Origin of the sequence: Inhella sp., from assembly GCF_041912635.1 — a bacterium.
GTDB lineage: Bacteria > Pseudomonadota > Gammaproteobacteria > Burkholderiales > Burkholderiaceae_C > Inhella.
The window spans coordinates 40170-61276 of record NZ_JAYRMO010000026.1; the positions used below are offsets into that span (position 1 = coordinate 40170).

Here is a 21107-nt window from a genome sequence, read left to right on the forward strand (position 1 = left end):
CTAGTCCAGCAAGGGATTGCCGGGATAGGTGCTGCGTTCGGCCAGTGGCAGAAGCTCGGTGGCGCTGGCCGGTACCGTGGTGGCTTCGGTGAAGTCGGCCGGCGTGGTGGCGGTGGGATCCGGTCCATCCGCTTCGGCGTCCTGCAGTGCGGCGACCGGAGCCGTGCCGCCGGCGATGGCCGACTGCATCGGAAATTCATGCACGTCCGACAGCAGGGCGGCAGCGCTGCGCACCAGTGGCCAGGCCAGCGTGGCGCCCGTGCCGTCGGCGCTGTCCATGCCCAGCGAGAGCAGTGCTCCGGCGTGGAAGCCGTGCAGGGCGGTGTCCAGGCCGGGTTCGCGGTTGCTGCGGCAGAACAGCACGTAGTCGGTGACGGGGGCGGCGATCGAGGCCGCGCAGCGCAGGGCTGCACAGGCCGGCAGGCCATCCACCAGGATCAGCATGCGCTTGCTGGCGGCCACCAGCATGGCGCCGGCCATCACCGCGATTTCATACCCGCCGAAGGCGGCCATCGCCTCCATGGCATCCAGGGCCTCGCGGTGGCGGCTCAGCACCGCCTCCAGCAAGTCCAGCGTCGCCATCGACTGCGGGCTCAGCAGCTCGCGTAGCAGGCGGGCGTCCAGGCGCGAAAGCAGCAGGGCCGCACATTCGTTCGAGGCCATGCCCATGCCGGCGCAGGCAAGCACATTGCCGTCCAGGTTGTTGGCGATTTCCATGCCCACGCGCAGCGCGGCATGCAGGTTCTCGCGCGACATGGCCGGGCCAAAGATGCTGTTGCGCGTGCCATGCGCCACCTTGCGCAGCTGCAGCTTGGGGTGCGGCGCCATGTCCTCGGCGATGCCGCAGTCGATTACCTGCAGATGCAGGCCATGCAGGCGGGCCAGCACGGCGCTGGGCAGCCGGCCCTGCAGGGCCAGCATGGCCTGGTCGTGCGTGCTGCGGCCCCACTGCGCGCCCACGCCTTCCACGGCCAGGCCATGGTCGGCCGCGAACAAGGCCAGCACCGGGTTCTGGAACTTGGGCGTGAGCGTGTTCTGAATCAGGCCCAGGCGCACCGCCAGCGGCTCCAGCTCCCCGAAGCCGCCGGCAATGGCGCTGCGCCGCGCCAGGCGTTCGCGCAGCGCGCGCTCCAGCTCCGGGTTGGCGGTGGGCGAGATCAGCGATTCATGGATGGTCATGGCGGCGGCTACGAAATGTTGCCGCGCCGATGCTAGCGAAGGAACAGGCGGTAGGCCGGGTTCTCACTTTCATCCACATAGGGGTAGCCCAGCTGCTCCAGGAAGCGCCGGAACGCGGCGCGCTCCTTGCTGGGCACCTGCACCCCCACCAGCACACGGCCGTAGTCCGCACCCTGGTTGCGGTAATGGAACAGGCTGATGTTCCAGTTCGGGTGCATGGCATCCAGGAAGCGCATCAGCGCGCCGGGGCGCTCGGGGAATTCGCAGCGCACCAGGCATTCGTGCTCGGCCAGGCTGCTGCGGCCGCCCACCAGATGGCGCAGGTGCTGCTTGGCCATCTCGTCATGCGTCAGATCCAGGGCCGCGAAGCCATGCTTGCCCAGCGTGTGCACCAAGCGTTCGGCGTCGTCGCGCCGGCTCATCGAGAGGCCGACAAAAATGTGCGCCTGGGCCTCGTCCGAGATGCGGTAATTGAACTCGGTGACGCTGCGCGAGCCGATCAACTGGCAGAAGCGCTTCAGGCTGCCGCGTGCCTCGGGGATGGTGACGGCAAACAGGGCTTCGCGCTGCTCGCCCACCTCGGCCCGTTCGGCCACGAAGCGCAGGCGGTCGAAGTTCATGTTGGCGCCGCAGGTGATGGCGGCAAAGGTCTTGCCCTTGCTGCCCGTGCGCGCCACATGCTGCTTGATGGCGGCCACGCCCATCGCGCCGGCTGGCTCGACGATGCTGCGGGTGTCCTCGAAGATGTCCTTGATGGCGGCGCAGACGGCGTCGGTGTCCACGCGCACCCAGTCGTCCACCAGGGCCTTGGCCACGCGCAGGGTCTCGGCGCCCACCTGCTTGACGGCGGTGCCGTCCGAGAACAGGCCGACGTCGTCCAGCATCACGCGCCGCCCGGTCTCGATGGAGCGGGCCATGGCGTCGGAATCGGTCATCTGCACGCCGATCACCTGCACCTCCGGGCGCACTGCCTTGATGTAGGCCGCCACGCCGGCGATCAGACCGCCGCCGCCAACGGCCACGAAAACCGCATCCAAGGGGCCGGTGTGCTGCTGCAGCATTTCCAGCGCCACCGTGCCCTGGCCGGCGATGACGTCGGGGTCATCGAAGGGGTGCACGAACACGAGGTCCTCGGCGGCCTGCAGGCGCAGGGCCTCGGTGTAGGCGTCGGAGAAGGAATCGCCGTGCAACACCACGTCGCCGCCCAGGGCCTGCACCGCGTCGCTCTTCATGCGCGGGGTGGTCACGGGCATGACGATGCGGGCCTTGCAGCCAAGTTTGCGCGCCGCCAGCGCCACGCCCTGCGCATGATTGCCGGCGCTGGCGCAGATGACACCGCGCGCCAGCTGCTCGGGCGCCAGCTGCGCCATCTTGTTGTAGGCGCCGCGCAGCTTGAAGCTGAACACCGGCTGCTGGTCCTCGCGCTTGAGCAGCACCTTGTTGTCCAGGCGCTTGCTGAGCTTGCGCGCCGGCTCCAGCGCAGTCTGCTTGGCCACTTCGTAGACGCGGGCGCGCAGGATGCGCTGCAGGTAGCTGTCGGGGCCGGGGGTCAGGGCAGGGCGGCTGGCCATGGGGCTATTTCTATGTGGCGAAGGGGCGAGCCATCATGCCAGCCTAGGATTCGTCAAATGGAATGCACAGTTCAATGGAATGGGCCGGGCAGCATGAGCTTTCATGCCGCCACCGGCAGCGGGCACTGGGTCAATATGGACGGCGCGCCCGAGGGCGGCGGCCGCAACCTGGCGCCCCGGCCGATGGAAATGATGCTGGTTGGGGCCGGTGGCTGCAGCGCCTATGACGTGGTGCTGATCCTGCAGCGTGGCCGCCACAAGGTGCTGGGCTGCGAGGTCAAGCTGCAGGCCGAGCGCGCCGACGTGGACCCCAAGGTCTTCACCAAGATCCACATGCACTTCGTCGTCAAGGGGCGGCAATTGAATGCCGAGGCGGTGGGCCGTGCGGTGGCGCTCTCGCACGAGAAGTACTGCTCGGCCACCGTGATGCTCGGCCGCACGGCCGAGGTCACGACCAGCTTCGAGGTGCTCGAAGCGGATTGATCAAACGTGGTGGGCCGTCCGGGTCATCACCTTGGCGGCCAAGCGCATCAGTTGTTTGATCGGGGCCGGCAACTCGGCTGCGCCGGCTTGCTGCGCCGCCAGGCCGTGGGCGGCCTCGTCCGCGGCCATTTGCGCCACGATGGCACGGGAGCTTTGATCGCCCGCCGGCAGCCGTGTGAGATGCGAGTGCAGATGCGCTTCGACCTGCCGCTCGGTTTCGACGACGAAGCCGAGTGACCAGCGATCGCCCGCCAAGCCGGCCGCCAGGCCAATGCCGAAGGCGCCGCCCCACCAGAGCGGGTTGAGCAGGCTGGTGCGCCCCCCCAGTTCGGCAATCCGCTCGGAGGTCCACTGCAGGTGGTCCTCCTCTTCTTGTGCGGCGTGCTCCAGGTGCACGCGCAGCGCGGCGTCGCGCGTGCTCAGGGCTTGGGCGCTGTAGAGCGCCTGCGCGCACACCTCGCCCACATGGTTCACGCGCATCAGTGCCGCCGCCTCACGGCGCTCTTCGGCGGTCAGCTCGGCGTCGGCTTCGCTGGGCCTGGGGCGCTCCCGCGCCGCATGGGGTGTGGCGAGCAGGGTACGCAGCCCCTGGTCCAAAACGACAAAGAGCTGATCCAGTTCATTGATGCGACGCATCAGCTCAGTTTAGGAAATCCCGAGTTCGTTGCCGGTGCGCAACGAGAAGGCTTGCTTGTCAGGGAGCTGTCACAGGAGTCTGGTTCAATTCTCCGCAGTCCGGGATTACCCGGTGTGTGACTTCCAACAGGAGCAATGCATGAAGAAGAGCGTTCTGGCCTTTGCGGCCCTGAGTCTGGTGTCGGGTCTGGCTGCAGCCCAGTCGTCGGTGACGGTGTACGGCATCATGGATCTCGCGGTGCGCAACCTGAAGGGCGCCGACTCGCTGAACCAGCTGGTCAATGAAGGCCGTTCGGCCAGCCGCCTGGGTTTCCGCGGCGTGGAGGACATCGGTGGCGGCCTCAAGGCAGGCTTCAACATCGAGCATGGCGTGGTGCCTGACACCGGTGAAGCCGGTAGCCCGTTCTGGGGCCGTCGTGCCACCGTCAGCCTGATGGGCTCCTTCGGCGAAATCCGCCTGGGCCGTCACAAGCTGTCGGACCGCACCATCGTGGACGACTTCGATCCGTTCGGCACCAGCGGCATGGCCTCCATCGACCGCATCTACAGCTCGCTGAGCGGCGGCTATGTGAACCGTAGCGACAACCAGATCGCCTACTACCTGCCGGCCATGGGCAGCTTCTACGGCAGCTTCGACACCTCGCTGGGCGAAGGCACCGACGCCAACAAGGCCAACACCTTCCGCCTGGGCTACAAGGACAAGGCGCTGCACCTCTCGGCCGCCTACGGCCAACACGGCTCCGGCAACAAGCTGAAGACCGGTACTCTGGGCGCGGCCTATGACTTCGGCAGCTTCGCGCTCAGCGGCATGTACACCAAGAGCGAGCGTGGCGCGCTGGACCAGGACATCATCAACCTCGGCGCCACCGTCAAGATGGGCCAGGGCAAGCTGATCCTGTCGTTCGCCAAGGCTGACGGCAATGCCACCGGCACCGGCGCCATCGCGGGCAAGCAGATCAACGACGCCAAGCTTCTGGCCCTGGGCTACGACTACGCCATGTCCAAGCGCACCACGCTGTACACCACCGTGGCCAAGGTGGACAACAACGGCGCCACCACTTTCTCGCTGGGTGGCACCAAGGGCGTGGCCGCTCCGCGCGCCGCTACCGCCACCAGCAATGCCGGCGATTCGACCGGCTACGAAGTGGGCATCCGCCACAGCTTCTGATCGACCTTCGGTCGCATCGAGCCAAGCCGCCCTCGGGCGGCTTTTTCTTTGCCGCTGCTGCCAGGAGGCGCAACTGCATCACGCGGGGTTGGTGCCGATCGGTACCCCCGCGTAACCCTGGCATGATGCGCGCCCGCTGCCGCCGGGCGGCTGGACTCCAGGATCGCTCATGTTGGTTTTCATTCTTCGCAGATTGCTGCAGGCGGGCGTGGTGATGCTGTCGGTCGCCTTCATCGCCTTCAGCCTGTTCCAGTTCGTGGGCGATCCGGTGGCGAACATGCTGGGTCAGGACGCCACGCCCGAACAGCGTGATCAGCTGCGCCGCGACCTGGGCCTGGACCGCAGCTTCGTGGTTCAGTTCGGCAGCTTTCTGGGTAATGCCGCGCAGGGCGAATTCGGGCTTTCCCTGCGCCAGGGGCGCAAGGTCTCCACGCTGATCGCCGAGGCTTTTCCGGCCACCATCGAACTGGCCCTGATGGCTGCCGTGATCGCGGTGGGCGTGGGCATTCCGCTGGGTGTGTATGCGGCGCTCCGGCGCGGGCGCTTCTTCGCGCAGCTGGTGATGGCGCTCTCGCTAGTGGGCGTTTCGCTGCCGACCTTCCTGATCGGCATCCTGCTCATCATGGTGTTCGCGGTGAACCTGCAATGGCTGCCGAGCAATGGCCGCCATGAGGTACTGAGCCTGGGCTTCTGGACCACCAGCTTCCACAGTTGGACGAGCTTCAAGTACCTGATCCTGCCGGCACTCACGCTCTCACTGTTCCAGCTGACGCTGATCATGCGCCTGGTGCGCTCCGAGATGCTGGAGGTGCTGCGCACCGACTACATCAAATTCGCGCGCGCCCGCGGCTTGAGCGAGCGGGTCGTGCATTTCCGCCACGCGCTGCGCAACACGCTGGTGCCCGTCATCACCATCACCGGCCTGCAGCTCGGTTCGCTGATCGCCTTCGCCATCATCACCGAGACGGTGTTCCAGTGGCCCGGCATGGGCCTGCTGTTCATCCAGGCGGTGCAGAACGCCGACATCCCGGTGATGGCCGCCTACCTCTGTTTGATCTCGCTGATCTTCGTGACCATCAATCTGGTGGTGGACCTCTTGTATTTCGCCGTGGACCCACGCCTGCGTGTTCACAGCACCGGACACTGATCATGAGCGCTCAACCCACGCGCTGGCAGCGCTTCCTGGCCAGCAATCTCTGGTACTCCTTCCGGCGCTCGCCGGTGGCCCTGCTGGCCAGCCTGATCCTGCTGACCTGCGTGATCTGCGCGGTGTTCGCACCGCAGATCGCGCCGCACAACCCGCTCGATCTGGCCACGCTGAACCTGATGGACGCCACGTTGCCGCCGGCCTGGATGGCTGAAGGCAGCACGAAGTTCCTGCTCGGCACCGACGGCTACGGGCGCGACATCCTCTCGGCGCTGTTCTATGGCGCGCGCATCTCGCTTTTCATCGGCCTGGGCTCGGTGCTGCTTTCGGTGGTGATCGGCGTCTCGCTGGGCCTGCTGGCCGGCTTTGTGGGCGGCAAGGTGGACGGCTTCATCATGCGCGTGTGCGACGTGATGCTGAGCTTCCCGTCCATCCTGGTCGCACTGCTGATCAACGGCGTGGGCAAGACCCTGTTCCCGGACGCCGGCGAAACCTTGGCCTTCTCGGTGCTGATCCTGGCCATCGCACTGACTGGCTGGGTGCAGTACGCCCGCACCGTGCGCGGTTCGACCCTGGTGGAGCGCAACAAGGAATATGTGCAGGCCGCGCGTGTGGTCGGCGTGGGTTCGCTGCGCATCATGCGCCGCCATGTGCTGCCCAATGTGCTGGGGCCGGTGCTGGTGATCGCCACCCTGCAAGTTGCCCTGGCCATCATCACCGAGGCCACGCTGTCCTTCCTGGGCGTGGGTGTGCCGCCCACCAGTCCTTCGCTGGGCACCTTGATCCGCATCGGCAATGAATTCCTGTACTCGGGCCATTGGTGGATCACGATCTTCCCGGGCTTGATGCTGGTGCTGATCTCGCTCTCGGTGAACCTGCTGGGCGACTGGCTGCGCGACGCGCTCAATCCGCGCCTGCATTAGAGGGTCTGCAGATGACGACGAATCACAAGGAAGCCTTGCTGCAGGTGCGCGAACTCAGCGTCGAGTTCCCGACCCGGCAAGGGGTGCTCAAGGCTCTGGACCGCGTGTCCTTCGACATTGCGCCGGGTGAGATCCTCGGCGTGGTGGGCGAATCGGGCGCAGGCAAGTCCCTGACGGGCACGGCCCTGATCGGCCTGCTGGAGCCGCCGGGGCGCATAAGCGGCGGCGAGATCTGGTTCGAGGGCCAGCGCATCGACAACTTGAGTGCGGCTGCCATGCGCTCGCTGCGGGGCAAGAAGATCGGTGCGATCTTCCAGGACCCGCTGACTTCGCTGAATCCGCTCTTCACCGTGGGGCAGCAGCTGACGGAGACCATCCTGACGCACCTGCCCCTGAATGCCGCACAGGCGCGCGAGCGTGCCATCGACCTGCTGCGGCAGACCGGCATCCCGGCGCCCGAAGCGCGCATCGACCAGTACCCGCACCAGTTCAGTGGCGGCATGCGCCAGCGCGTGGTCATTGCCCTGGCGCTGGCGGCCGAACCGAAGCTGATCGTGGCCGATGAGCCGACCACGGCGCTGGATGTCTCCATCCAGGCGCAGATCATTCAACTGCTCAAGCGCGTCTGCCGCCAGCATGGCGCAGCGGTGATGCTGGTGACCCACGACATGGGCGTGATCGCCGAGACCTGTGACCGTGTGGCGGTGATGTATGCCGGCCGCGTCGTTGAACTGGGCCCCGTGCAGCAGGTGATCCATTGCCCGGCTCACCCCTACACGATCGGTTTGATGGGCTCCATTCCGGCGATGGACGAGGATCGCGAGCGCCTGCAGCAGATCGATGGCGCGATGCCGCGCCTGAATGCCATGCCCGGCGGCTGCGCCTTCCATCCCCGCTGCCCGCAGGCCCTGCCGCGCTGCAAGCAGGATGTGCCGCCGCTCATTGAGGTGGGCGCCACCCGTGCGGCCTGCTGGCTGCACCACGCGGAGGCCCGTGCATGAACCCGCTCGTGCAAGTCAAAGACCTGGCGATGCGTTTTGACGTGTCCGCGCCCTGGCTGAACCGGGTGCTGGAGCGCAAGTCCAAGCAGTTCGTGCATGCCGTCGACGGCATCAGCTTCGACATCCCCAAGGGCAAGACCCTGGCCCTGGTGGGTGAGTCCGGCTGTGGCAAGAGCACGGTGGCGCGCCTGCTGGTGGGCCTGTACAAACCCAGCGGCGGCAGCGTCGCCTTCGATGGGCGCGACACCCGCGAGTGGTTCGGTGCCAAGGATTCGCTGAGCTTGCGCCGCCGCCTGCAGATGATCTTCCAGGACCCCTATGCCAGCCTAAACCCGCGCTGGAAGGTGGCCGACATCGTGGCCGAGCCGCTGACTGAACAGGGCGTCCTGAAGGACCCGGCTGCCATCCGCGCCCGCGTGGCCGAGTTGCTCAGCATGGTCGGCCTGAACCCGCTCGATGGCGCCAAGTACCCGCACCAGTTCAGCGGTGGGCAGCGCCAACGCATCTCCATCGCCCGTGCCCTGGCCACGGCCCCCGAGATTTTGGTCTGCGACGAGCCCACCAGTGCGCTCGACGTATCGGTGCAGGCCCAGGTGCTGAACATCATGAAGGACCTGCAGGCCAAGCAGGGGCTGACCTATCTATTCATCTCGCACAACCTGGCGGTGGTGCGGCACATGGCGGACCAGATCGGCGTGATGTATCTGGGTCGCCTGGTGGAACTGGCTGACAAGGCCGCTTTGTTTGCCAACCCGCGTCACCCGTACACGCGCATGCTGCTGGATGCGATTCCCGACATCCATCTGACCGGCCGTGACCGCGTCGCGGTTCAGGGTGAGGTACCGAACCCGCTGAGCCCGCCCAGCGGTTGCAGCTTTCACCCGCGCTGCCCGCACGCCAACGAGCGCTGCAAGCAAGAACGCCCCGCTCTGCAGGACTTCAAGGGCATCCGCGTGGCCTGCCACGCGGTAGCCGAAGCACGGATCTAGGCTGCGGTGGCCTGCTGCGCGGGTGGGGGCTGCCGCAGCGGCCCCTTCTGCCCGCAGGCGCCAAGCAGCATCAATGCGGATAAGGCCAAAGCCCAGCCGGCCATGCCGCGCTGGGCACGGCTTTCTACACTGCAAGTTGTTTTCATTGCGCCAGTGTAGGCAGCGGCATGAACGATTCCGAATACCACGACCGGGCTGATGCCCTGCTTCGCCGCATCGAAGCCCAGGCCGACGCCTGGCTCCAGGACGATGTGATCGATATCGATACCCAGCGCGCGGGCGGGCTGCTGGAGCTGAGCTTGCCCAACGGCAGCAAGCTGGTCATCAACAAGCAACCACCACTGCACGAGATCTGGCTGGCCAGCCGCGCCGGTGGGTTTCACTTCCAGTGGCAGGACGGCGCGTGGCGCGACACCAAGAGCGGGTCTGAGTTCGTCAGCGTGTTCAACCGCGAGGCCAGCGCCCAGGCGGGGCGGACGCTCAGCCTCACTGCTTGAACAGATCTAGGATGCCCTTCTTCTCCTCGGCATTCGCCGGAGGCGGCAGATTGGGGTCGTCGTTCTCGATCCGGCTCACACCCTGCGGGCCGGCGTACTCATCGAAGAACCATTCGCCGTTGATCTGAACTACACCCTCGGGGGGCGGGATTTCGGCCACCGCCGTGCTGCGCAAGGCGAATTGCATGAAGTCGATCCAGATCGGCAACGCCAGCCCACCCCCCGTTTCGCGGCTGCCCAGCTTGCGCGGCTGGTCATAACCCACCCAGACGACGGTCACCAACTCAGGCTGGTAGCCGGCGAACCAAGCGTCCATCGAATCATTGGTTGTGCCGGTCTTGCCGTACAGGTCCGGGCGCTTAAGGGTTCCCTGCGCCCGCGCCGCGGTGCCACTGCGCGTCACCTCTTGCAGCAGGCTGCTCATGAGGAAGGCGTTGCGCGCATCCAGCGTGCGGGTGCCGTCGTCCAAGACGGGTGCCGGGTTGCTGAACAGTACGCGCCCTTGGTCGTCCACCACCCTCTGGATCAGGGAAGAGGGCAACAAATGCCCACCGTTCGCAAATACGGCATAGGCCTCGGCCATCTGCAGCGGCGTGACCGATCCTGCGCCAAGTGCCATGGTCAGGTAGGCCGGGTGCTTGGCCGCAGGGAAGCCAAAACGGCCGATCCACTCCTGCGCCTCCCGCGCTCCTACCGCGCGCAGCACGCGAATCGACACCATGTTCTTGGACTTGGCCAATGCGCGACGCAGGGTCATCGGGCCGTCGAAGGTTCCGTCGTAATTCTTGGGCTCCCACGGCTGGCTGCCGGTGGTGCCGGCGTCAAAGAACAGCGGGGCGTCATTCACGATCGTGGCCGGCGTGAAGCCGCGCTCCAGAGCAGCTGAGTAGATGAAGGGTTTGAAGCTGGAGCCCGGTTGGCGCCACGCCTGGGTCACATGGTTGAACTTGTTCTTGGCGAAATCGAAGCCACCCACCATGGCCCGGATGGCACCAGTGCGGGGGTCCAGGGCCACGAGAGCCCCTTCCACTTCCGGCAGTTGCGTAAGCACCCAGCCGAGCTTGGCATCGGCCTGCACCCGCACGACTGAGCCGCGCCGGATCTGGACCTTGGGGTTGCCGTTCTCCGCCAGACCCGAAGCGACGGGTTTCAGGCCTTCCCCGGTCACCGTGATCGAGTCACCATTCTGCAGAGCGGCCACCACCTTGCGCGGTCCGGCTTCCAGCACGACGGCGGCGAGCAATTCCCCATTGGGTGGGTGTTCGGACAGCACCTCCGCCACCCGGACATCGACCAGCTTGGGATCGGCAGGCAGATCCGCATGGGCTTCTGGCCCGCGGTAGAACTGACGGCGCTCGTAGTCCATCAGGCCCTTTCGCAGCGCCTTGTAGGCAACTGCCTGCTCATCAGCACGTACGCTCAAGGTGACGTTCAAGCCACGGGAGTAGAGGTCGTCGCCGTAGCGACTGAGCAACAGCTGGCGGGCGGCCTCGGCAGCGTAGTCAGCGCCAACCTGGGCCGGTTGGCTGCTGCGAATCTTGAGCGTTTCGGCCTTGGCCTGCGCATGCGCCGCCGCGGTCAAGAAGTGGTTCTCCAGCATGCGGTCCAGGATGTACTGCTGCCGGATACGAGCCCGCTTGGGGTTGGTGATCGGGTTGTAGGCAGACGGGGCCTTCGGCAATCCCGCCAGCATGGCGGCTTCCGCGGCGCTGATCTGGTGCAGCGGTTTGCCGAAATACACCTCGCTGGCGGCAGCGAAGCCATACGCCCGATGCCCCAGGAAGATCTGATTCATGTAAATCTCAAGAATCTTGCGCTTTGAGAGCTCGGATTCAATGCGCAGCGCCAGCAGGATCTCGTACAGCTTGCGCGCCAAAGTCTTCTCGGTGCTCAGGTAGAAATTGCGCGCGACCTGCATCGTGATGGTCGAAGCGCCTTGGCTGCGTGATTCCTGCAAATTCGCCAAGCCTGCGCGCAGCACACCCAGATAGTCCACACCGCCGTGTTCGTAGAAGCGTGCATCTTCGATGGCTAGCACGGCGTCCTGCATCACTTTGGGAATCTGGTCGATCGGCAGGTACTGCCGCCGCTCTTCCCCGAACTCGGCCAGCAGCTTGCCATCGGCCGACCAGATGCGCAGGGGTTGATGTGGTCGGTACTGGCTCAGTCCGGAGATGTCCGGCAGGTTCGGGTAGGCCGTAACGATCACAAGCGCGCCAGTCACCAGCCCGGCGAGCAAGAGGCACAGCCCCGCCACAAGCAACTGCAGGGCGGCGCGGTGCCAAGTGCGAGCCCGTGGGGCGGAAGAGGGAGGGGGCAGGGGCTCGGATGCTTTGCTCATGGGCGCACCCATTATAGAAATCCCCAGTGTGGCGACCTTTTCGCTTGCTGCTCCCTTCACAACGAGTTACACCCAACCCTTCGGACGTGCTCGGGTTGCAACGTGGGAAACCCCGAGTGGCCGGTTTTTCCATTGGCCACAAAGGCTTTACTGCTAGCATGCAAGTAAGTTCTTAAGTCGCTCCGTCGTTGGGGCAAAGGGTGTCGGCATGGGAATACTGGATGGGTTGCTGGGGCGCAAGAGCCCGCCCATGCTTGGACTTGATATCAGTTCCACCAGCGTGAAGTTGGTTGAACTGAGCCAGAACAAGTCTGGGGAATTCGTGCTGGAGCGCTTCGCTTCCGAGTCCTTCGAGAAGGGCTGGATTGCGGACGGGCACATTGAGAAGTTCGACGAGGTTGCGGACGCCGTGCGGCGCGTGGTGTCGCGAAGCGGCACCCGCACCCGTCAGGCGGTGCTAGCGATGCCCGCGTCGGCGGTGATCACGAAGAAGATCATGTTGCCGGCAGGGCTGCGCGAAGAGGAGATGGAGATCCAGGTTGAGGCTGAGGCCAACCAATACATCCCCTTCTCCCTGGACGAAGTGAGTCTGGACTTTTGCGTGGTCGGGCCCAGTCCGACGTCGGTGGGGGATGTTGAAGTCCTGATTGCCGCGTCGCGCAAGGACCGTGTCCAAGATCGCCAAGGTCTGGCTGAGGCTGCTGGGCTCAAACCTGTCATTCTGGACGTTGAGTCGCACGCCTCCCGACTGGCCATGTCGCGCCTGATCAAGGCGCTGCCCAGCGAGGGCAAGGATGCGCTGGTGGCACTGTTCGAAATTGGCGCGGATACCACCAGCCTGAAAGTCCTGCGCGATGACGAGTTGCTCTATGACCGCGATCAGGCGTTTGGTGGGGCGCAACTCACTCAGCTGATATCTCGCCAGTACGGGCTTTCGTTCGAGGAGGCGGAGCAAAAGAAGCTGTCCGGCGATTTGCCCGAGGACTACCGGGCTGAGGTGCTGGAGCCTTTTGTGGATAGCCTCTCGCAGGAGATTGGGAGAGCCCTGCAGTATTTCTTCACATCCACGCCCCATCACAAGGTGCATTACGTGATGTTGGCTGGAGGCACTGCAACGCTTGGGGGGCTCAAGGAACGGGTTACTGATCTGACCGGCTTCGCCTGTATGGTGGTCAACCCCTTCGAGAATATGGTGATCGGCAGTGGGGTGCGCGAAGGTGGTGTCCAGCGCGAAGCACCTTCCTATTTGACGGCCTGCGGCCTGGCCATGCGGAGGTTCCACGAATGATCCTCATCAATCTACTTCCGTATCGCGAAGAGCGTCGTAAGCGGCGCAAGCAAGCCTTCTTCGTGGGGCTTGCGCTTTCGTTCGGTGTTGGCGTGGGGGTCGCGGCGCTGGGCTGGCTGATGCTGCAGACCATGATCGAGCAGCAGCGGACGCGCAACACTTTTCTCCAGACGCAAATTAGTCAACTCGACGCCCAGATCAAAGACATTGCTAATCTTCGTGAGGAGATCGACGCGCTCACTAGGCGCCAAAAGGCGGTCGAGGCCTTGCAGGCTGAGAGAAATATGCCGGTCCACTTGCTGAACGAACTTGCTCGTCTTACACCCGAGGGTGTATACCTGAGCAGTATCAGGCAGTCAGAAAAGTCGGTGACATTGACGGGCTTGGCTCAAACGCAAGAACGGGTTTCAGAATTCATGCGAAATGCATCCCGTGAAGCGCAATGGTTGGAGCGACCGGAATTGGCGGAAATCAAGCTAACAAATGTCGCCACTAGTGCGCGCGATTCGAAGCGCCTGTTCGACTTTACGCTCAAGCTAACTTTCAAGGGCCTGAATCCCGACCCTTCTAATGATGCTGCTCCTGCGGCAAGGAAGGGCTGACATGGCCTCTAAAGCGCAGTTCGATCTCAATACGTGGGGTCGCGAGGTTGCCGAGCAGTTTCGTGGCCTAAATCCAAACGAGCCGGGGCAATGGCCGCCTTTGCCAAAACTCGCGAGCTTTACGGTGGCTGCAGTAATTGCCATCGTTTTGGGCTATGTCCTGGTTCTTTCTGACGAGCAAGCGATCCTTGAGGGGGAAGCTGCCAAAGAGCCGCAACTCCAGGCGGACTTCAAGAATAAAGTCGCGCAGGCTGTCAATTTGCCAGAGCTTCGAAAGCAAAAGAGTCAAGTCGAAGAGTATGTGACGCAGCTTGAGAAGCAGTTGCCTGGAAAGGCCGAAATGGATGCGCTGCTGTCTGACATCAATCAGTCTGGCGTGGGTAGAGGCTTGCAGTTTGAGCTCTTCAGGCCTAACTCCGAGATTGTGAAAGACTACTATGCTGAGCAGCCAATATCTCTTCGGATAGCCGGCAGATACCATGACTTCGGGTCATTTGCTGCGGATATTTCCAATCTTTCGAGGATTGTTACGTTGCACAATCTTCAAGTTTTCCCTCAGGCCGCCAAAGATGTTGGCGGCATATTGGTCCTAGAGGCCACGGCCAGGACGTATAGGTACCTAGATCCCTCTGAGGTTTTGGCGCAGCAAAAGACGAGATCCGGTACGGGGGCGAAAAAATGAAGCCGGGATCGATTCGTGGTTCTGTCCTTCCACTGCTCTTACTCGCGGCGTGCTCGGCGAACCTGGACGAGTTGCAGCAGTGGACCGAGTCGGAGCGTCGTGCAGCCAAGCCTAGCGTGCAAGCTCTGGTTCCGCCTAAGAAATTTTTGCCTCAGAGTTACGATGGTCTTGATGGAGTTGAGCCCTTCAGTATTCAGAAGCTCAGCGTAGCGTCAAAACAAGAAGCTGCCCAGCCAAACTCAGCGCTTGCTGCCGAAATGAATCGCCGCCGCGAGCCGCTTGAGGCATACCCGCTTGATAGTATGCATATGGTAGGGAGTATGGCTCGTCAGGGTGTGCGCCACGCTATCTTGAAGGTGGACAGCCTACTTTACTACGTCAAGCCTGGTGACTACCTCGGACAAAATTTTGGAAAAGTCCTCAAGATCAGTGAGGCAGAGGTCGTACTCCGGGAAATTGTCCAGGATCCCTCTGGTGAGTGGGTTGAAAAGACCAGTACCCTGACGCTTCAGGAGGCAGTGCGATGAATACTAAGCAGGAGAACCTTGTGAAGCGAAGTGGAGCAATACTCACCGTGGTGCTGACATTCTGCTTCCCCGGCTTGGGCTGGGCGCAGAACCTGATGAAATCAATTCAGGCAACGCAGCAGGCTGGGGCTGAGGTCGTAAGAGTGGATTTTGACAAACCCTTAAAGGATGTGCCTCGAGGGTTCACAATCCAAGCGCCGGCAAGAATCGCCATTGACTTGCCGGGCGTGAGTAATGCTATTGGTAAGAACTCAGTCGATATCAATCAGGGCAATGTGCGCTCGGTGGCGATTGCCCAGGCAGGAGATAGGGCACGTTTGGTTCTGAATCTTCGCAATTCGGCAAACTACAGAGCTGAGCTTCAAGGCAATGCCCTTGTGCTGATTTTGGAGTCTGCAGGAGCGACGCAGGAACCGCAGGCCATCGCAACCAAAAGCTCGCACTTCTCCCTCGCTGAGAATGTGGCAACTCTGAACCTCAAGGATATTGACTTCCGCAGAGGCTCCGATGGGGCGGGGCGTGTAGTTATTGGACTCCCCAGCGCACAGATGGGTGTCGACATACAGCAGCAAGGACAGTTCCTGGTCGTCGAAATTCTAAAATCTTCCGTCCCTGAGGCCTTGCGAAAGAGGATGGATGTAACTGATTTCGGTACCCCAGTACAGTCTGTCACTGTGACACAGCAAGGCGATAAGGTCCGATTGCAGGTCGAGCCCAAGGGCGACTGGGAGCATTCCGCCTACCAGAGTGACAATCAGTTTGTACTTGAGATCCGTCCTGTACGATTTGACTCCAACAAGCTAACACAGGGGCCTGGTTTCAACGGCGAAAAGGTTTCATTCAATTTTCAGAACATTGAGGTCCGCGCGCTGCTCCAGGTCATAGCAGACTTCACGCAGTTCAATGTGGTTACGAGCGACTCAGTTGGTGGCTCAATTACTTTGCGTTTGAAGGATGTTCCATGGGATCAGGCGTTGGACATCATCCTGCAAGCAAAAGGTCTTGGGTTGCGCAAGACGGGCGACGTCCTGTGGATAGCGCCCAAGGAAGAGCTAGCTACGAAAGAAAAGTTGGACTACGAGGCGCAAGCTGCAAAAGCCCAGCTAGAGCCGACTCGTACGCAGGCCTTCCAGCTGAACTATATAAAGGCTGAGGATGTGGTCAGAGTTCTGACTGGGTCTGGTTCCAGTGGTAGCGCGACTAGTGGGCAACAAGCCGGACGAGTTCTTTCCCCGCGAGGAAGTGTCAATCCAGAGCCAAGGACTAATCAGATATTTGTTTCCGACATTCCCTCAAAGCTTGAAGAGGTGCAAGGCTTGGTACGACGCATTGATGTCCCCATACGCCAAGTCTTGATCGAAGCGCGAATTGTGGAGGCGGACGATAAGTTCGGTCGTTCGTTGGGCGTAAAGCTCGGAGCCAGCGATTTGCGCGGATTGCAGGGTGGAATCCCGGGGTATTCTGTTGGAGGTAATAACTACTTGGCCTTCGGTGGAAATTACGCATCTTCTGGCTATCAAACTGGCCAAGGCGTGGAAGTCGATTTTGCCAATACCCAGTTCATCAACCTGCCCGCGGCAGCAATCAATAGCGTAAACGCAGCTTCGATCGCAGCAACTTTGTTTAGTGCTACTGCTAACCGCTTTCTAAACCTGGAGCTATCGGCGCTCGAGGCTGATGGCAAAGGAAAAATTGTATCCAGTCCGCGAGTTATTACGGCTGACCAAGTGAAGGCGCTGATCGAGCAAGGGGAGGAAATTCCTTATCTGGGATCCGCCCAAAATGGTGCAACAGCCGTAACCTTCAAAAAGGCCGTGTTGAAGCTGGAGGTTACGCCCCAAATTACGCCGGAAGGCAATGTTATATTGGATGTTGACGTAAATAAGGACAGCAGAGGTGTGCTTACGCCTGCCGGCTTTGCCATTAACAATAAACACGTCAAGACTCAAGTCCTGGTCGAGAATGGCGGTACCGTTGTGATAGGGGGAATTTTCACGCTTGAGGAAATCGATAGCGTGAATAAGGTGCCGCTGCTTGGTGATATTCCCTATATGGGGGCGCTATTCCGAAATAAGTCGCGACTTGCTAATAAGACCGAGTTGCTGATCTTCCTCACCCCGAAAGTGGTTAGTGAGCGTACAAGTCTGCGTTAAGTCTGGCGCGACGGGAGTTTCGATATGAGTTTGTGTGCACAGATTGGTTTGGTCAGGTTTGCTGCTGCGGCACTGCTAAGCGCGATGGTGGCTTTGGGGCTTACTGCGTGTGGAGGCGGCGGTGGATCTGCTGGGACGCCGGCAATAGGAGGGGGAGGGGTGGGCAACACAGATCCCGCCGTCGTCACCGTTGCTCTGTCGTCCACAACTGTTACAACGGCCTCGCCAGCGACGGTTACTGTGAAACTGACAACCAAGGCAGGGGCGCCGATACCGGGGCAAGTGGTGTCGTTCACATCTAGCCAACAGCAGGCGCGTTTTAGTGCGCAAACTGCTTTGACCGACGAAAACGGCTTGGCCACGGTTCAGGTATTTCCTCTGAACTCGGACTCCTCTGGTGCGGATGCTGTGATTGCAACCACTACGGTCGGTGGTGTTCTGATTACCGGATCGACTGGCTTTCAGATGACTGCAACAAACGTTGCCATTGCTTCGTTTGTCTCGGATGTTTCAACGCTGGCTGCTTATGGGCAGACCACGCTTTCGTTACAACTCAGTGGCGTTACTTCGGGTGTGCCAGTGAAGGTGGTCGCTAGTTCGGCCTGCGTCGCTGCGGGGAGGGCGACCCTGACACCGGCCGACGTGACCACCACCACGGGGCGCGCTGCATTTACCTACCGCGATAATGGATGCGGGGCTACGTCCGCAACTGACTCTATACAAGTGTCGGTAACCGGGACGACTCTTACGTCTGCTCTTAGCTTGAGCTTGACGTCGCCGACGGTTTCGAGTGTGGGCTTCGTTTCGGCAACGCCTTCGACCATTTTCCTAAAGGGTAGTGGCTACGTCGAAAACTCGAACGTCAAGTTCAAGGTAAACGATGCGAATGGCAACGGTGTACCGGAACAGTTGGTCGAATTTGAGCTGACCACATTTTCCGGTGGCATTCTCCTGGATGGTCAGACGACCAAAATTTCGAAGAAGACAGACGCCAATGGAGAGGTCATAGTCCGAATCAATGCGGGGACAGTGCCCACCCCCGTGCGTGTCAAGGCCACTCTAGTCGGCAGTACCATATCAACTGTATCTAGTAGCTTGGCTGTTGCTGTCGGGTTGCCGTCCCAACTGAACTTCTCGCTGTCGCAGGGAACCATCAATATTGAAGGTTACAACTATGACGGTGTAGCTAACACGTACACCATCATTGCTTCTGACCGACTCGGCAACCCTGTACCCGAGGGAACGGCAATAAACTTCGTGGCGGAAGCGGGTCAAATTCAGTCAACAAAGTTGACCGCGATCGCGAATGGACTCAGTTCGACAACGGCCAACTATCTGAGCTCTGAGCCTAGGCCGCTGGACGGGCGCGTCACTTTGGTCGCCTATGCGCTTGGTGAGGAGTCATTTCTAGACGCGAATGGCAATAACGTTTATGACGCAAATGAGGACTACCAAGACCTGGGCGATATATTTGTCGACCGACTCTTCAATTTTGGGGGTGAAGACCCTGCAACTGTCTATACCAGTGGGCGATTCAATCCGAATGTTGGGTATAGCAACAGCCAAGACCAGTTTGTTTCGCTTGGGTTGACAGGAGCTTCCGCATGTCGATCTGCAGTTTCTCCTTTGCTTGATTTGGGCGTAACCATTCCTGTCAAACCGAATTCCTGTAATTCTGGATGGGGACGAGCGTACGTTCGGAGATCTATTCAAACCATTCTCTCTACATCATCCGCCCGTCTGCTCGACTTTTCTTTCCCAGTTTCAGGGGCGCCTCAGGGTGAGGGAATTGAATTGATTCACTACTACGATGGCAGTGATGCACCAGTGAAATTTACACACCGGTTGGCACCAGGCGCGTGTATTTCGGGCCTTCCGCAGTCAGGGGCCATCTCTTTTACCGTGGCCGACGCCAACCCCATTGCCTACAATCCCATGCCAGCCGGAACGGTGATAACGGCGTCAGCTACTGGCAAAATTAAGGTTTCCGTGGCGGGTGGATCCCCCGTTCCTAGTACCTCCAAACCTACCGGGGGTGCTGTTGTGTTCGATTTTGATGTTGACTCGAGTGGTACGATTTTTATTAGCACTGTTTCGCCTCGAGGGCTGGGAAGCACCCATAGCATTTGCGTCTCCAAGCAGTAGTGCTCACCTCTCGATGGCAATTTGTACGGCCTGAGGAAGCACAGGAGTTCGTGGAGCGTGGATGACGGAAATATTCGTATCAGCTTGATTGGGTTACCTGGCTCGGGTAAAAGCAGCATCGCGCGCTTGCTGGCTCAGCACTTTGCATTGGAGCTTTTAGACACGGATGCGTTGGTTGAAATTGCGTCTGGCATGCGTATCAGGGAATTTTTTGATCGGTGCGGAGAGGAGCAATTTCGACAAATGGAGAGCACAGTGCTCGCTTCCTGTTTGAGTAGGCCGGAATCCATGGTTCTGGCAACCGGGGGTGGAGTTGTTTTAAGAAGCGAAAATAGGCAACTCCTCCGCGATAAATCGCTTGTTTTTTACCTGCGAAGTACTCCGACTGAGCTGGCGCATCGCCTGCGGAACGACAACAAGCGGCCGCTGCTACAAGGGGTTGACGCATTGCGAAAGCTAAGGGAGTTGGCCGCGCAGCGCGACCCTCTCTACAGGCAGACCGCTCACTATGTGGTTGAAGCCAACCGAAGTACTGCTTGGGGGCTTGTCAATTGGATCTGCATGCAGTTGGAGCTTGGGGGGCACCTGCCTTCTACGATTAAACTGGCCGGATGAACCTTCCAACGGTCCCGCCCCTTTCGCTGACGCCCTTTGACTTTGGAGCAGAGCCTTCTGGCTTGTTGCGAGTGCAGCTCGAAAGTCGAAACTATCCAATCTGCATTGGTGATCTAACGTTCCGGGATTGCTTGGAGGTGGGCCAATGGGGCGGGGAGCTGGCGGTGGTCGTGACGAACCCGCTTGTGGATGCACTCTATGGGGACCGACTCGAGGAAGCGTTGCTGGGGCGCTTTAAGCGAGTGGACCGACTGCTGGTGCGCGACGGCGAGCAGGCAAAGGACTGGCAGACTCTTCAATATTTGCTTTCTGAGTTGGCGGCGCGTGGTGCTGATAGGCAAACGGTGTTGTTCGCTCTAGGTGGAGGGGTCGTTGGCGACATTACTGGCTTCGTTGCTGCGATCTACATGCGGGGTGTGCGATTCGTCCAAGTACCCACTACACTGTTGGCGCAGGTGGATTCTTCAGTAGGCGGCAAAAATGGCATCAACCTACCGCAGGGAAAGAACCTAGTCGGTACTTTCTACCAGCCTGAAGCGGTTTGGGCCGATATCTCAGTGCTTGATTCGCTATCCCCGCGGGAATTTGCGGCGGGGCTTGCCGAGGTAATTAAGTACGGCCCCATAGCAGACCCGGCCTTCTACGCGTGGCTGGAACAGAACATAGAAGCATTGCTTCGGCGGGACCGTAAGGCTCTGACCCTCGCTATCCGGCGAGCATGTGAGATCAAAGCAGCGGTTGTTGGCGCTGACGAACATGAATCGGGTGTTCGTGCCATTCTGAATTTCGGGCACACGTTTGGCCACGCCTTAGAAGCGGGATTGGGTTACGGGCAACTCCTGCACGGTGAGGCAGTTGGGCTTGGGATGCTGATGGCAATGGAGCTATCGGTGGCCACTGTGGGTTTGCCCGCAGAAGAAGTACCTCGGCTCCGGGAGCTATTGCAGCGTGCAGAGTTGCCGATCAAAGCGCCCTGCTTAATTCGAGATGATTTTTTGCGCCTCATGCAGGGCGACAAGAAGTCGGCTGGAGGGCAGATCCGGTACGTTCTGATCCCCAGAGTGGGTCAGGCCTGTGTGCGCTATGCGCCAGAGGACACCGCTTGGATAGCGATTTCAGCTCATACCGCCTGAGCCGCTAAGTGGCTCCCACTCTTGCGC

Annotated in this window: 20 protein-coding genes; 15 read left to right on the top strand and 5 right to left on the bottom strand. The window is 61.2% G+C overall.

Annotated elements, in window-relative coordinates:
- Together ACE3QP_RS15380 and ilvA are read right to left on the bottom strand one after the other, a co-directional pair.
- Positions 1–1179, bottom strand: coding sequence for a nicotinate-nucleotide--dimethylbenzimidazole phosphoribosyltransferase (locus ACE3QP_RS15380; RefSeq protein WP_374437366.1), 1179 nt, complete (start codon positions 1177–1179; stop codon positions 1–3).
- A gap of 32 nt (positions 1180–1211) precedes the next feature.
- The gene (gene ilvA / locus ACE3QP_RS15385; protein ID WP_374437367.1) at positions 1212–2750 is read right to left on the bottom strand and encodes a threonine ammonia-lyase, biosynthetic; all 1539 of its coding nucleotides are present in this window, start codon (positions 2748–2750) and stop codon (positions 1212–1214) included.
- Positions 2751–2807: 57 nt separating this feature from the next.
- On the opposite strand from ilvA, the gene ACE3QP_RS15390 reads away from it, so the two are divergent.
- Complete coding sequence (locus ACE3QP_RS15390) at positions 2808–3233, top strand: OsmC family protein (RefSeq protein WP_374437368.1); 426 nt, start codon at positions 2808–2810, stop codon at positions 3231–3233.
- Here the strand turns inward: ACE3QP_RS15390 and coq7 are convergent, their stop codons facing one another.
- Positions 3234–3869 (bottom strand): 2-polyprenyl-3-methyl-6-methoxy-1,4-benzoquinone monooxygenase, encoded by a 636-nt coding sequence (gene coq7, locus ACE3QP_RS15395; protein ID WP_374437369.1) that lies wholly within the window; start codon positions 3867–3869, stop codon positions 3234–3236. It lies immediately after the preceding gene.
- A gap of 139 nt (positions 3870–4008) precedes the next feature.
- Here coq7 and ACE3QP_RS15400 point away from each other — a divergent pair, with 139 nt between their 5' ends.
- The 5 genes from ACE3QP_RS15400 to ACE3QP_RS15420 all read left to right on the top strand — a co-directional run bounded on the left by ACE3QP_RS15400 (position 4009) and on the right by ACE3QP_RS15420 (position 9097).
- A complete protein-coding gene (locus ACE3QP_RS15400; protein ID WP_374437370.1) occupies positions 4009–5037 on the top strand; it encodes a porin in 1029 nt (342 codons plus the stop codon).
- A 169-nt stretch (positions 5038–5206) separates the two neighbouring features.
- The gene (locus ACE3QP_RS15405; protein WP_198109638.1) at positions 5207–6184 is read left to right on the top strand and encodes an ABC transporter permease; all 978 of its coding nucleotides are present in this window, start codon (positions 5207–5209) and stop codon (positions 6182–6184) included.
- A gap of 2 nt (positions 6185–6186) precedes the next feature.
- Positions 6187–7107, top strand: a complete 921-nt coding sequence (locus ACE3QP_RS15410) for an ABC transporter permease (RefSeq protein ID WP_374437371.1) — start codon at positions 6187–6189, stop codon at positions 7105–7107.
- 11 nt (positions 7108–7118) lie between these two features.
- Positions 7119–8108 (top strand): ABC transporter ATP-binding protein, encoded by a 990-nt coding sequence (locus ACE3QP_RS15415; protein ID WP_374437372.1) that lies wholly within the window; start codon positions 7119–7121, stop codon positions 8106–8108.
- Positions 8105–9097, top strand: a complete 993-nt coding sequence (locus ACE3QP_RS15420) for an ABC transporter ATP-binding protein (RefSeq protein WP_374437373.1) — start codon at positions 8105–8107, stop codon at positions 9095–9097. Before ACE3QP_RS15415 ends, ACE3QP_RS15420 begins: the two co-directional genes overlap by 4 nt.
- On the opposite strand, the gene ACE3QP_RS15425 is transcribed toward ACE3QP_RS15420, so the two are convergent.
- Positions 9094–9243: a lipoprotein gene (locus ACE3QP_RS15425; RefSeq protein WP_374437374.1), complete on the bottom strand. Its 150-nt coding sequence runs from the start codon at positions 9241–9243 to the stop codon at positions 9094–9096. The two genes, ACE3QP_RS15420 and ACE3QP_RS15425, sit on opposite strands and share 4 nt — an antisense overlap.
- A gap of 21 nt (positions 9244–9264) precedes the next feature.
- On the opposite strand from ACE3QP_RS15425, the gene cyaY reads away from it, so the two are divergent.
- Positions 9265–9594 carry an iron donor protein CyaY gene (gene cyaY / locus ACE3QP_RS15430; RefSeq protein ID WP_374437375.1) on the top strand — a complete coding sequence of 110 codons (330 nt, stop codon included), beginning with the start codon at positions 9265–9267 and terminating at the stop codon, positions 9592–9594.
- Here cyaY and ACE3QP_RS15435 read toward each other — a convergent pair.
- Complete coding sequence (locus ACE3QP_RS15435) at positions 9584–11935, bottom strand: penicillin-binding protein 1A (RefSeq protein WP_374437376.1); 2352 nt, start codon at positions 11933–11935, stop codon at positions 9584–9586. The genes cyaY and ACE3QP_RS15435 overlap by 11 nt on opposite strands.
- A 208-nt stretch (positions 11936–12143) precedes the next feature.
- Between ACE3QP_RS15435 and ACE3QP_RS15440 the strand changes: the two genes are divergently transcribed.
- The 8 genes from ACE3QP_RS15440 (at position 12144) to aroB (ending at position 21080) form a co-directional block, all read left to right on the top strand.
- On the top strand, positions 12144–13223 hold the full coding sequence (locus ACE3QP_RS15440) for a pilus assembly protein PilM (protein WP_374437377.1): 1080 nt from the start codon (positions 12144–12146) through the stop codon (positions 13221–13223).
- Positions 13220–13825 (top strand): PilN domain-containing protein, encoded by a 606-nt coding sequence (locus tag ACE3QP_RS15445; RefSeq protein WP_374437378.1) that lies wholly within the window; start codon positions 13220–13222, stop codon positions 13823–13825. The genes ACE3QP_RS15440 and ACE3QP_RS15445 overlap by 4 nt, the downstream gene beginning before the upstream one ends.
- Positions 13794–14507 carry a type 4a pilus biogenesis protein PilO gene (locus ACE3QP_RS15450; protein ID WP_374437379.1) on the top strand — a complete coding sequence of 238 codons (714 nt, stop codon included), beginning with the start codon at positions 13794–13796 and terminating at the stop codon, positions 14505–14507. The genes ACE3QP_RS15445 and ACE3QP_RS15450 overlap by 32 nt, the downstream gene beginning before the upstream one ends.
- Before the next feature lie 116 nt (positions 14508–14623).
- Positions 14624–15034, top strand: coding sequence for a pilus assembly protein PilP (locus tag ACE3QP_RS15455; protein ID WP_374437380.1), 411 nt, complete (start codon positions 14624–14626; stop codon positions 15032–15034).
- Positions 15031–17187 carry a type IV pilus secretin PilQ gene (gene pilQ, locus ACE3QP_RS15460; RefSeq protein ID WP_374437381.1) on the top strand — a complete coding sequence of 719 codons (2157 nt, stop codon included), beginning with the start codon at positions 15031–15033 and terminating at the stop codon, positions 17185–17187. Before ACE3QP_RS15455 ends, pilQ begins: the two co-directional genes overlap by 4 nt.
- 24 nt (positions 17188–17211) lie before the next feature.
- A complete protein-coding gene (locus ACE3QP_RS15465) occupies positions 17212–19332 on the top strand; it encodes an Ig-like domain-containing protein (RefSeq protein ID WP_374437382.1) in 2121 nt (706 codons plus the stop codon).
- A gap of 57 nt (positions 19333–19389) precedes the next feature.
- The gene (locus tag ACE3QP_RS15470) at positions 19390–19947 is read left to right on the top strand and encodes a shikimate kinase (protein ID WP_374437383.1); all 558 of its coding nucleotides are present in this window, start codon (positions 19390–19392) and stop codon (positions 19945–19947) included.
- Positions 19944–21080: a 3-dehydroquinate synthase gene (aroB, locus tag ACE3QP_RS15475; protein ID WP_374437384.1), complete on the top strand. Its 1137-nt coding sequence runs from the start codon at positions 19944–19946 to the stop codon at positions 21078–21080. The genes ACE3QP_RS15470 and aroB overlap by 4 nt, the downstream gene beginning before the upstream one ends.
- Positions 21081–21107: the final 27 nt, after the last annotated feature.